At 55.1% G+C, this 13,367-nt stretch carries 5 protein-coding genes; 3 read left to right on the top strand and 2 right to left on the bottom strand.

What is annotated here, in order from left to right; genetic code table 11:
• Positions 1-118: 118 nt before the first annotated feature.
• Both JFL75_RS09850 and epsC read left to right on the top strand, forming a co-directional pair.
• Entirely contained in the window at positions 119-1,066 is a 948-nt protein-coding gene (locus JFL75_RS09850) for a patatin-like phospholipase family protein (RefSeq protein WP_215626512.1), read from the top strand.
• Positions 1,059-1,943, top strand: coding sequence for a serine O-acetyltransferase EpsC (epsC, locus tag JFL75_RS09845; protein ID WP_215626511.1), 885 nt, complete (start codon positions 1,059-1,061; stop codon positions 1,941-1,943). The genes JFL75_RS09850 and epsC overlap by 8 nt, the downstream gene beginning before the upstream one ends.
• A 14-nt stretch (positions 1,944-1,957) precedes the next feature.
• On the opposite strand, the gene JFL75_RS09840 is transcribed toward epsC, so the two are convergent.
• Positions 1,958-2,443 (bottom strand): bacteriohemerythrin, encoded by a 486-nt coding sequence (locus JFL75_RS09840; RefSeq protein ID WP_215626510.1) that lies wholly within the window; start codon positions 2,441-2,443, stop codon positions 1,958-1,960.
• A 291-nt stretch (positions 2,444-2,734) separates the two neighbouring features.
• Entirely contained in the window at positions 2,735-3,505 is a 771-nt protein-coding gene (locus tag JFL75_RS09835; RefSeq protein ID WP_215626509.1) for a putative ABC transporter permease, read from the bottom strand.
• Positions 3,506-3,739: 234 nt separating this feature from the next.
• On the opposite strand from JFL75_RS09835, the gene JFL75_RS09830 reads away from it, so the two are divergent.
• Complete coding sequence (locus JFL75_RS09830) at positions 3,740-13,309, top strand: hypothetical protein (protein ID WP_215626508.1); 9,570 nt, start codon at positions 3,740-3,742, stop codon at positions 13,307-13,309.
• Positions 13,310-13,367 lie beyond the last annotated feature (58 nt).

Raw genomic sequence — 13,367 nt, 5'->3', positions numbered from 1 at the left:
ATAAACAGACCCGCCCCAATGGGGCGGGTTTTTTACAGGAGCTGTGAAATAACCAACCGGGTTATCGAACAACTCTGCTGTTGCCCGGCGGCGGGTCCCGCTAGTATATTTAAGATAGATGAAAATTAATAAAAAATTGAAATGGGCGCTGGTGCTGTCCGGCGGCGGCGCGAAGGGCTTTGCCCATATTGGGGTGCTCAAAACGTTTTCGGAAATGGGATTTCCGGAACCGTCCATGATTATCGGTACTTCCATGGGGGCCATCGTGGGCGGCCTGTACGCCTGCGGCATGAGCCCGGAAGAAATAAACCGCTTCGCCCTGGAGGAATTCAAATTAGAGGAACACCTCGACAGTTTCGTATTCAAGATCAACGGTATCGTGGGCCGGGTTTTCCAGACCGGCCAGATCATCGGCAACCTGGCGACCCGGCCGGGAATCGATTCGGGCCAGATGATTCTGCAGCTCCTGGAAAAACTTACCGGCGGCAAAACCTTTGATGACACCCGGATTCCCTTCCGGTGCAACGCGGTGGACCTTATCACCGGCCGGGAAGTGGTGCTCAAAACCGGTTCCGTGGCCCGGGCTATCCGGGCGTCCATTTCCTTTCCCGCGTTCTTCGAACCCTTTCAGGAAGGGGACGACTACCTGGTGGACGGCGGCCTGGCCAACAATATGCCTGTTTTTATTCCCAGGCTGGAAGGAATCCCCCGGGTCCTCGCGGTGGATGTCGGCGGATTCCAGATCCTCCCGATGGAAAGCATGAAGACCGGTCCGAAAATCATATACCGGTCCATGGAAGTGGCCCTGCATAATATACGGCATACCGAAGAACCCCGGGCGGACCTGACAATCCGCGCGTCGGGCGACGAGACCCCCTTTTCCTTTTCACGGATACAATCAATAATCGACCTTGGAGCGCAGGCGGTGCAGGAGAACCGGAAAGCGGTAAACGCCTTTTTCGGGTCCGGTATCGGCGCGTATTTTGCCCGGGCCAAATACCGGGAATGCGGAATCTGCAGCACCGAACCCGCGGCGGATTCCGGTAAGGAGGGATTGTTTGCATAGGCTGGACCGAAGCATAAACGCCCTGGTTTCGAGTTACGGAGAATACGGACTGGTCAACTATACCGGCGGGGCCAATCTCCCAAGCCGGGAAGGTATCGCGGATATTCTTTCCGATCTCGATGAGGTGATCTATCCCGGGTTCCGGGAAAAGGAAAACCTGGAACACGATAAGCTGAAACTCATCGCCGCGGAACGGATTTACCGGACCGCCCGGAAACTGATAACCGAGGTTGAGAAAAGTATATCCTTTTCCTCCAGGAGCGGATTCTTTTCCTGCGGCCACGGCGGCTGCCACGCGGTGGCGGAACTCATTGTGGATGATTTTTTCGACGAACTTCCCATGATACGGAAGACCCTGGCCGCGGATGTACAGGCGGCTTTTAAGGGTGATCCTGCGGCAAAGAGCATCGAGGAAGTTATCCTGTCCTATCCCGGTATGGATGCCATCACGGTTCACCGGCTGGCCCATTTTTTCTGGAGCCGGCAGGTTCCCCTGATTCCCCGGATTATGAGCGAAATAGCCCACAGCAGAACCGGTATCGATATCCATCCCGGCGCGGCCATTGGTGAGTCATTTTTCATTGACCACGGCACCGGTGTGGTCATCGGCGAAACCACGGTGATCGGGGAAAACGTGAAAATCTACCAGGGCGTGACCCTGGGCGCATTGTCGGTGAGAAAAGAGGAAGCCAATACCAAACGCCATCCAACTATTGAGCAGGATGTCACCATATACGCAGGGGCTACCATTCTGGGCGGAGAAACCGTTATCGGACGGGGCAGTACCATCGGCGGCAATGTCTGGCTTACCAAGTCGGTGCCGCCGGAAACCGTGGTATACTCGAAAACCGGGAACCAGGCTCTGGGCCGGAAGTAACCTCCCGGCGGGATTTACATTTTCGCTACGTCAGTCTCGGTCACCGTCAGCCGTCCGTCGGACTTCCGGGTGGCGATCTCTTTGAAGTACACCGAATAGAGTTTGTCGGTTTTGGCAATGTGGTTGGTAATCCAGTTCTTGAGAAATACGGTGAAATTCTCCCGGTCAAAGGGCTGGCCTTCGGTAAAATCCCTGACCTTGCCGGTGACCTTCAGCACAAAGGTTTCATGCTGTATCTTGTGTTCATCCAGGCCCTTGAATTTCGTTTTCGCCATGAGCTCTTCTTCCGTGGAAAAGTGGATTTTTACGTAATCCACCAGTTCTTTCAGAATCTTTTTTAAATACTCTTTCTCCGAGGCCTCATCCCCCGGGTTATGGGTTATAAGGTCGTTGGCCAGGGACACCAGTTTTTTATGCTGATCATCGATTTTCCGCACCCCCATGGAAAGTTCCTGGGTCCAGTCAATGGGTTCCGGCTTCTGCGATATCTGTGCTTCCATATATAATTCCTGTTTTTTAATAATGTTTGTATGACCGATACAAATGGTGCGCAATGCCTTTTATAATTTTCGTCCTTTTTTCCCGGCTTTCTCACCTCCGGTTGTTAAATTTCGTTAATTTCTCCAAATTTGATTATTAAAGTAATAATGAAAAACCGGCGGAGACGCGTATTTGAGGTATCGTATATTCAGAGATAACAAAATATTGAAGGAAAAACGCCGTAACCGGATGGATGCACCGGCGGCCGGTCAAACCGCGGGAGTGTTTTTCCCGGGGTTTGACGGCGTTTTTTAGTCCGGTTTCTTGGTATCGTCCGTGTCTTTGCCGAACCGTTCCTCCAGGCGTTCCCTGATCCAGTCGGGAAAGGCCGAAAACTTGGGTTTGAAGTTTTTCCGCAGGGCCGGGAAGGCCGACAGGGGCTTCATGATGCGGCGGATTTCCGGGGGAAGCTTCTGCTTTTTGCCTTCCCGGCGGGGGATATCGAAGGAAGGCTTGAATTCCCTGCCTTTTTCGATGAGCTTAGCCAGGTCAGCCTGGAACTGTTTGAAGTTGTACACCGATTTGACCGACTGGATTACATCGGTGACGAAATACGCCAGGAAGGCCCCGGCCAGGAAATGGGAAAGGTACGGGCCCAGGAGATTGATCCGGGTAAACACCGCCGGCTGGATTACAGCCACCAGAACTACCGCCAGGGCTGCCCAGCAGATTGAGAATTTGAGGGATATCCGGCCGTTAATATTGAATTTATTATGGGAATAGTCCCACAATTTAAGGCCGAAAAGCTTTTCCATGGCCCAGGATGTGACGTATTCCAGCACCGTGGGGGAGAGGAGCATCACGATCCAGCCCAGAACCGGCGGCAGGGTCCGGGCTTCCACGCTGATCATGGTGATAATCACCGCGCCGAAGCCGTAAATCGGTACAAAGGGGCCCGAAAGAAAGCCCGCGTTGACGAAATGTTTTTCCTTAAACGAACGGAAACACGTTTCCAGAATCCAGCCCACAAAGGACATCAGGGCAAAATAAAGCAGATAATCCAGTACTTTTTGCGGAATCATACCTATTCCTTGTTTCTTTTGTGTTTCTTTAAATATAGAAAAGATTCCGCCGCCAAACAAGCGGAATTGCAGAACTCCCCGGGCAAACCCGCCGATACTATAATGACCTCCGTTCCGATTCCGGGCTATAATTGCTGCCGGGCTTGGGAAATGCGAAAAAAATGATATATTTTAAGGTGTAGGTGAATTTTCCGCGGCTGATCCGTGCCGCCGCCCTGTGTGATGGAGATATTAATGAAGAAAACCTGGACAATAATAGGAATACTCCTGGTCTGCGCTCAATTTGTCTGGGGAGCAACGTATACATGGACCGGAAGCATCGACAGCGACTGGGCCGAGCCGGGGAACTGGGACCTCGATGACGGAACGGTCCCCGGTGTGGGTGATGACGCGGTTATTCCGGCGGGGGCCTTTACGGTAAACCTCTCCGCGGTGGCTTCCGCGGATTCGGTGAGCATCGGCACGGGATCGACCCTGGATCTCAGAGGTTACGGTATAACCCTGGGAAGCCTCACCAATTCCGGCACCCTGCGGCTGCAGGGCGGTGAAACCCTTACCGGAGTAACGGCCTCCGGCGGGACCGTGGTGTTATACAATGGCGGAACGGGGTTTCCGGCCTTAACCAGCTTTGCTAATTTAACCATCAGCGGCGGAATAAGGCCGCTTGGGGGACCGATAACCGTAACCGGTACTCTGTCTGTTTCCGCGGGGGCGGCCCTCAACCTGAACGGCAGTTCTGTCGCCTCTGTAACCACCGTAAGTAATCTGGGGACTGTTCAGTTCACCGGCACCGAGACCCTGGGGACAATTACTTCCCTGGGGGGTACCGCGGTATTCTCCGGGACCGCCGTGACGAATCTCGCCGGGATAAGAACGTTCAGCAACCTTACCATAAACACCGGCGGTACCCACACGGCGCCGGGAGCCCTGTCCGTGACCGGCACCCTGTCGATGGCCGCCGGCACCCTGGTGCTTCCCTCGGGCGGTTCGGTTGCCGGAACGAGCCTCACCGGCGGGACGGTGGAATTCTCCGGGACCGCCGCGACAAATCTCGCCGGGATCAGCACCTTTGCCAATCTGACCATCAGCAGCACCGCAATCCATACGGCGGCGGGTTCCCTGACTGTGACCGGTACCCTTTCGATGACCGCCGGCACCCTGGTACTTCCCTCGGGCGGTTCGGTTTTCGGAGCGAGCCTCACCGGCGGAACCGTCAATTTTTCCGGGACCAATACCGGGCTTGCGGGGATAACGGCGTTTAACAATCTTACCTTCAGTGCCGGGACGAGCACCGCCAATAATGGTATATCCGTAGCCGGTGATCTGGTAATATCCGGAACGGGTACGGTACTGAGTATGGCCGGCAACAATATTACCTTGACGGGAAGTTTTACCAATGCCGGAACCCTGCGGCTCAACGGCGGCGAGACGCTTACTCCCCTGACTTCATTTAACGGAGCCGGCGGCACTGTCCAATTCACCGCTACCAATACCGGGTTGGCGGGATTAACCGCATTCAACAACCTGACCATCAGCGGCGGAACGAGTACCCTCGGCGCTGCGATAGCCGTTACGGGTACCCTGGCGATCAGCGCCGGAGCCGCCCTGGATGTTGTTTCCATAGCGGCGCCTGTGGCGGGACCTCCCGCGGCGTTCAATAACAACGGGGAACTCCGTATCACCGATGATCCTGTGGTTGGAACGGCGCTGAACCATACAGCCGGAACGGGATCGGTGGTTTTTTCCGGTACCGGGACGACCCTTGCGGGGATAACGGTTTTTAACGATGCTGAACTGCGGAGCGGTTCCAGAACTCTTCCTGCCAGTACTTCCATCGGCCGCGATCTGATTGTCAGCGGCGGAAGCCATTCCTCTCCGGCGGGAAGCTCCATCACCGCTGCCGCCGTTTCCATTACCGGTGGTTCATTCACCCCGGATAGTAATACGACTATCAATGCCAACGTAAACGGAAGCAGCTCAGGTAATCTTATAATAACCGGTACGAATACCCTGACGGTAAACGGAAACTGGGACGTGGCAAACTTTACCGCCAATACTTCAACGGTTGCCTTTACCGGCAGCGGTACCATCCGGATGTATACGGGTTACAACTTTTACAATCTGACAATCAATGGATCCGCGAATTACTCAATCCTGTCGGGCGGTACGGCATATACCGTGGGAAACAACCTCACGGTAAACGGCGCCCTTACCCTGAATAGCAGCCTTCAGCTTTCAGTGGGCAGCGATTTTACCGTTGCTTCCGGGGCATCCTTAACAACGGGGAATGCGGCCCAGTTTACCATCGGCAGGAACTGGACGGTAGACAGCTCCGCGAACTTTACCGCGAATACCGCCACGGTCCTATTCAACGGAACCGCCGGGACCATTACCACCGGCGGCAAGGCCTTCGGGAGCCTTACCATGAGCGCCAGCGGCATTTATTCCATCGCCGGCGGGCTTTCGGTTAATTACGATTACACCCAGACCAGTGGGACCGTTAATGTCCAAAACAGTGTCATACTGAATACTGTTTCCGTGGGACGGAATTTCATTCAGTCCGGCGGAACCTTCAGTCCGGTGAGTGACCTTGCCTTTACAATCGCCGCCTCCGGTTATATCAATCAGACCGCAGGCACCCTGAACAGCGCCACTAGTCTTGTAACAATCAATGCCGCAAACGGAATCAACCTTTCCGGGACAAACGGTATCAGGAACATCCATCTGTTTAATTCCACCGCCGGCGGTCTTGTCTACAAAAAAACACTGGGTAATCCCCTCGCCGTAACCGCTCAGAATAATGCCGCAAACCAGGCCGTAACAATAGAAAATAACGTTGCCACCGACGTTACGATCGGAATCGCGGGGATACAGTCCAGCGGCGGAGCTGTTTCCGTTTCTTCAAGCAGTTCTGTGTATATCGGTACCTCAGGCAATACCACGGCAATAACATCCGCCGGCGGCAATATTACAATCACCGGCGGTGTTGGGGTAGATACCCATGGAACTTCCACCGTAGACGCCACCGGCGGTACCGGTACAATAACGTTTAACGCAACCAGCGCCACAACCTTGAACGATAATACCACAATAAAATCCGGCAACGGCGCGATCAATCTGAATGTAACCAACGGGCCGTTCACCAGTTCCGGTACCACTACGGTGATTCAGGCTCAGAACGGAACGGTAACTATTGACGCGGATACGACCATAACTTTGAACAACAACACCGGTATTACAACAACCGGCGGTTCTGTTAATCTTGAAGCAAACAGCGGTACCATAACTCTGAACAACAATACCGGTATTACAACAACCGGCGGTTCCGTTACTCTTGAAACAAACAGCGGTACCATAACACTAAACAACACTGCCGCGATCCAAACCGGAAGCGGCGGTATTACCGTAAATTCCGGCGCGAATATAACAGCGAACACTTCATCGTCAATGGTAACAACAACCGGTACTATCAGTCTTACAGCGGCAGCCGCCGGCTCTAATATAAATCTGGCTGGTAATTCCTACCTGCGTTCCACCGCGGCGTCCGGCGCCGGGAATATAACCCTGAATGCGTCAAATGAAATAAATATTTCGGGGTCAGCCCAGGACATCAGCACCGGCGGCGGAACCATTGAGTTTACCGCCGGCTATATCATTGATCTGAATGGGAGATCCTTTCTTTCCGGTGCCGGCAATATTACGATGAACGGCGATTACGGTATAGACCTCAACAGCGGCAGTAACACTATCAAGTCAACCGGCGGGACCGTTACCCTTACGGGGGGGATAATCGCGTCGGCGGTATCGGCGGCGGACAATGCCGTGGAGACCACTAACAACAGTATTACAGTGATTGCTGACCAGATGAATTTCGCAGGCGGAGGCTTTGGCATAAATTTCAGCGCCGGGACCGGGACGGGCAGTAAAATTCTGCTTAAAAACAGAACCGCGAACGCGGCCATTTCGATCGGCGGAACCGGCGATATATCAAACGACGAACTCCAGCGGATGAACGCTGTGGTGGTGGATGTGGGAAGCAAAACCACCGGTACGTACCAGGTTACCGGAACTATCACCGTGAACAGCAGTTTGAGCACAAATACCGCGATTAAAACCCTGGTTCTCCGCACCGGGGCGGGTGTCACCGGTGCGGACAATATCGGCGGCGTCGGAAGTGCCGACGTCAACAATCTCGCCGTCCAGGCCGCCAGCGGTGTAACCCTTTCACTCCAGTCTTCGATTTCGAACCTGGCCATAGAAAGCGACGATGATATTTCGGTTGCGAAAGGCGGCGGCGGATTCACCATATCCTCCATTGAAGGGGTCAACGGCATAACAACGACCGCTTCCGATAAGACCATTACCCTGTCCGCCCAGGGGGTAGTTATCCAACCCGACGCGGCTGCCGTAATTTCCGCCCCGGGAACCGCGGGAACCCTTTCCCTGGGGGGAACCGGCGCGGAGTATACCCTGACGAATACTTCCAACGCCGCGGGCATTCTCGTTACCGGTACGGTGGATCCAAAATCGATTGAATACGTCAACAGCACCGCCTTTACCGCGGGCACCGCCGCCACCGGTGTTTCTGCTGACGGCGGCCCGGTCAGTTTAAGGGCCGGTTCTTCAGGAACCCTCACGGTGACCCTGGCCAACAATATTTCCGCGATAAATGTAAGTTCCGGGGACGCGGTGGTTTTCCAGAGTCCTGCTGCTCTCAGTACAGTCCCGGCGGGTATAACCGTAAGTTCCGGGACGGGCGCGGGAAATATCGTTTTTCAGCGGACCCTGACGGGCGCGCAGAATCTTACCGTAACCGCGGGAACCGGGACCGTAACGTTTACCGGGGCGGTCAGCTCCGTGGGAACCGGCACCGGGGCGGCGATCGCGGTCACGGGCACCACCGGAACCACAACCTTCGGCAGTACCCTGGGTACCAGCAGCGGGATCACGGTTTCGGGGAACACGGTTTTTAACAACACGGTGACCATCGGGGCGGGTGACACCTCTACGGTTCTTTCCGGCAGCGTTACTATCAATGTGCCCTCGGGGACTTCCGCGATTACCAGCGGAAGGAATATCCAGTTCGGGACGACGACAGCCGATACGGTTGCCCTGGCGGGAGCCGGGACAGGTACAGGAATCGAGACAAACGCCAATAACGGAAATATTGTTTTTAACGGGGCGGTGACGGGTTCCAAGAATTTTTCCGTAACAACCCATGGGACCGGTACCGTTACGTTTAACGGCAATGTTACTACGGGATACAGTCCGAAAACCGGGTACGCCCTGTCGGTGGACACCGAGAGGCTCATTCTTGGTTCGAATGTTTCCCTGGACACGTCGGCCGTTTCCGGAGACATCCTGCTCCGGGTGGATGGGCTCGATTTAAGCACCAACAACAATACGGTCCTCGCCGGCCCTTCGCAAAACACCGGCGGGGATGTACAGCTGGTTCCCCATACCAATACCCAGACGATTGAATTCAGTCCCTCGGATACTTCAATCGCGGATGTCTGGTATAATTCCGGCTGGAGCAGGATTTATGCCGGATCCTTCACCATAGGCCATACATCCCATCAGGCGGATATTACCGTCAGAGATATCGGATCAGGCACAGCCATCGAATATGAGCTTACGGTGATCAACAGCGGCACCGCGGCTATATATATAAAGGAAAGCTACGTATCCGCCAATAAAAGGCTGATTCTCAATTCGGGCAGCGGCGGGGTCGTCCTCGATGGCAACGGCAGCACCGCGGCGGTTAATATCGGAACCGCCGCTTTTACGGTGAGCGGCCCTTTCACCCTGAACGACCTTACCACGGGAACCATCACCGCCACCGGCGGAATAACCATCGGCAGCTCGGGGATCTCCGCTTCCGGCTCAGGATCGCATGATCTGATTCTGGACGCGGGGTCGGCGGATATTACTATAAGCGGGAATGTTGGGAGCGGTACGGCTTTGGGCGCCATAACCGTAAGCTCCGCCAGGGGTGTTTCCTTTACCGGAACCGTAAACGCCGCGAGTTTTACCCAGACCACTGCCGCCGGAACCGTCGCCAGCCAGATCACAACGTTCTCGGGCAGCCAGACCTATTCCGGCGCTTTTAATTTTACCGGGCAGAATCTCAATATTAATGGCGCGCTTGATGCTGGCGGAAAAATTACCGTCACCAACACTGGGACTTTTACGAAAGGAACCACCGGGGTCGTTTCGTCGGATGGCGGTTTTGAACAGAACGGCGCCGGACCCAGCAGTGTCGGGCAGAGTATTACGACGACCTCAGGAACGGCTATCAGCTTCGCCACTGGGGTAACCATTACCACAGCAAATAACGGTACGGTCACCTTTAACAGTTCCGGGGGTGGGGGGCCCATCATATTGTCCGCCGCTGTTTCTTCCACCAATACCAACAGAAGTCTGATCTTGAATTCCGGGGCCGGTGCGGTAACGGTATCCGGTACGGTTTCCCTTTCCGGAAGCCTGACTGTAACCCTTACAACCGGAGGCAGCTTTACTTCCGCCAGTACCATTACCGCATCCCGCGGCTTTACCCAAAGCGGCGCCGATGGGGTCAGTACCATCGGCGGAAATATAACCGCCTCAAACTACGCTATTTCCTTTGCCGGCGAAGTAACTATTTCCAACAACGTTACCCTGAACAGCGGTACCGGCGCCGGGGCGGTCACCCTTTCCAAAGCCGTAAGCGGTACAGGGCGAGCCCTTACCGTAAGCGCCGGGACAGGGACTGCCAGCCTCGCCGGGATAGGGACGAATGCCGCCAAGCTCAGTTCCCTCACGGTTACCGGCAGCATTATAACGTTGAACGGTGAAATCCATACCTCCGGCGCCGTTGCACTGACGGGCACCGCCTCCGGAACGGCAGTCAACGCCAATGAAAGTATATACTCCGATACGACTATAACCGTCACCAACGCCAATGGTAACCTGGCTCTTGCCGTTGGAAAGGCTATCCAGGCTCAGGGCCGGTTTTCCGTCAGCGGCGGCACGGTAAACAACGGAACCATCACCGCGGGGCCGTCGGTAACCTTCAACCCTGCGGGGAGTGACCCCGCCGCGTCTAACTGCGCGGTCTATTTCGGCGGCGCATACAGCGGATCCGGAACCCTGGCCGGGAACACCGCCAATACCCTTATAGGGTTCGGCGGCCTGTCGGCGGCACTTGGCACGTATACCCATAACAACGGCTGGCTTGTTTTTCTGGGAAGTGTAAATCAAACCTTTAATCCCGGCAGTAACGAAATATATAATGTTCTCGTCAGCCATACCGGAGGGACTTCGGTCTCCCTCACCGGAAATTCCGTCGCCCAGCGGGGTAATTTTTTAATAATACGCCAGGGCGGCCTCAACCTCGGCAGCCTCGGCTGGCTCATGGATAGTTCGGGGACCTATACTTCGGGGTTCAGGGGCGTCCTCAATACCCTGGTCATGCAGAATGACGGAAGCATCAGCGGGGGCAACTTTATTACGGAAAGCACCTTTACCGTAACGGCTACCGGGACCCCAACGGTAACCGCGTCGGGCAATATAACCATTGACGACAGCACCACCGGCGCGCTGGATGCCGTAACCTTTGTTATGAACGGTTCCGGGACCCTGTACGTTGTCCGCGAAATCGGCAGCCTCACGGTTAACGGCAGCGGTTCGGCGACCCTGGGGTTTGATCTTACCGTAAAAAATAATGTCGCTGTTAATGCCGGCGCAACCTTGGATGTGGATAATACCAGCAATTATCCCATTACCCTGGGCGGTAACTGGGACCAAACCGGAGGAACCTTTCAGGCCCGGCAGGGGACTGTCACCTTTACCGGTCTCGCGGTGGAGATACGCGGGTCCACTACGTGGTACGATTTTGTGGCTGAACGGAATGGGGCCACCATCAGATTTGCCAACAACCCCGCAAGCCATTCGGTGGCCCACAGTTTCAGGGTCGTTTCATCATCATCGGCGCAGCCGATACTTCTGACGAAACTTACGGCGAATGGCGATCCCAGCACTCCCCGTCCGTCCCTGCCGGGCGAAGCTTACCTTTTCTGGGATCTCAATCTGAGCAGCAGCGCCTACGCGGAATTATCCAATGTCAGAGTTACTTATTCCCACGCCATAGGCCGTACCATTCCGGTGCGGAGTGGGGTCGACGCCATTCCGTATTACGATCCCGGGTATCCGGCCAACTCCCATTTCAACCTCCGGTGGATTGACGGTATTCTCTTTACTTACAGCTTTACCGAGGATACCACCGGCAACGGCAGAATTGACCGTATCCGGGTGCAGGCTTCCACCGAGGTCGGGAATAATTTCTCCGGGTTTACGGCGGAAGTGGACGGGTACACCGTTAAGGGGTATCAGCGGCACACCACGGATTACCATATCATCTATATTCTTCTTGAAGAAAAGGGCTACCCCGACGGGGACGCGACGCCTGAATGGCGGATAGTATCCAATACCACCCTGACGGATTATAATCCCGGAACGACCCTGCTCAAAACCTACGATGAAGCGTCCATGATTCCGGCGGATACGGTATGGCCGCGGATCAGCTACAGCCTGATGCTCCCCGATGAAAGCCACCGGGAAGTATTCGTACAGATGACCGAACCCGTAAGCGGCCTTACGGGTGCCGCTGATTTCAATATCACCGGAGTTACGCCATCGGTAATTTCCATGACCCCGGTAAGCTCCGAAAGCGGCAGGATCAGGGAATTCATCCTCCGGCTTGACCAGGGGCTTTCGCCTCATGTTTTATCAGTGGGAACCGGCGGTTTCCAGCTGAATGCTCCGGGTTTGGTTTATGACAGGCGGGGGGAGTTTGCTTTCATTGACCTCGACTACGATCCTCCGGAATTTCCCGTGGATGAGACCTATGGCACCTATATTAGCAATGGAACCAACTATCTCGATAAGGCCGTACCCGTATCGGCGGCGGCCCACCGCATAACCGATGTCCTCGTCTCAATCCCGCCTTCCAGCAGCAGCGACACCCGGTATTTTGTATGGCCCGTATGGGCCCGGGACCAGAGCAGCTATCTGGTCGGCGGCGGGGATGAGGTCGGAACCATCCGTGATTTTAACGGAACGAAACGGCTCAGGTATACCGATATAACCCTGGAAGCTAAGGTTAATTCCGATATTTACAGCGCCGCCATGATTCCGTCCGCTGTTCTGGGAAGCGGAATCTCCAGTTCCTACCGGGCTTCAGAGCGGAACGGCTCCGAGGATCTGTGGCTTCCGGAAGGCCTTAATCTGGTTCCCAAGGCGGCGCCGGTGACCGGTCCGGTGACGGGAACTTCAGTGGGAAGCGGGCTTTTCGATTTTGCTCTATTAAAAAGCAATTACGCGGATCAGGCTTCCCTGGAATTTTTCTTTAAACTTACCGGTTCCCCGTCGGATCTCAGCATCGGCTACCTGGACATGCCGGCGGGCGGGGCTATTCCTTCCAACTGGTACCGGAAGGTAAAACCCTTTGGTTTTGATGTCAAGGATATCACTGAGCAGCGAAGCGGCGTGACGATCCTCAACAATGTGATAGACCCGACAAAGGGAGAAAAAACCTATCTCAATACCACCCTGACCAAGAGCGGACGGGTTACGATCCAGGTGTTCACCATGGACGGTACCCTGGTCCAGATCCTGCACCGGGGAAGCCGTTCCGCGGGAACCTATATAGATTCCTGGGATGGCAGAAACCGCGGAGGCCGGGCGGTTGCCCGGGGGATGTACTTTATCCGGGTAGTAGGCCCCGATATCGACGAGATCCGTAAGGTAATGGTGGTGAAGGAATAGCAGAGCCGCGGCGGAAAGGAGTCAGACGCAGAAACTGGAGGTACCGTTCCCGGGAGTC

The sequence above is a fragment of the Breznakiella homolactica genome (genome assembly GCF_016616095.2).
Classification (GTDB): Bacteria; Spirochaetota; Spirochaetia; order Treponematales; family Breznakiellaceae; genus Breznakiella; species Breznakiella homolactica.
This window is presented reverse-complemented; position numbering and strand designations above follow the sequence as displayed.

What these genes read in the sequence shown, in the direction of transcription:
- JFL75_RS09850 (WP_215626512.1), top strand. Translation starts at nt 119, where the DNA reads ATGAAAATTAATAAAAAATTGAAATGGGCGCTGGTGCTGTCCGGCGGC.
- JFL75_RS09840 (WP_215626510.1), bottom strand. Translation starts at nt 2,443, where the DNA reads ATGGAAGCACAGATATCGCAGAAGCCGGAACCCATTGACTGGACCCAG.
- JFL75_RS09835 (WP_215626509.1), bottom strand. Translation starts at nt 3,505, where the DNA reads ATGATTCCGCAAAAAGTACTGGATTATCTGCTTTATTTTGCCCTGATG.
- JFL75_RS09830 (WP_215626508.1), top strand. Translation starts at nt 3,740, where the DNA reads ATGAAGAAAACCTGGACAATAATAGGAATACTCCTGGTCTGCGCTCAA.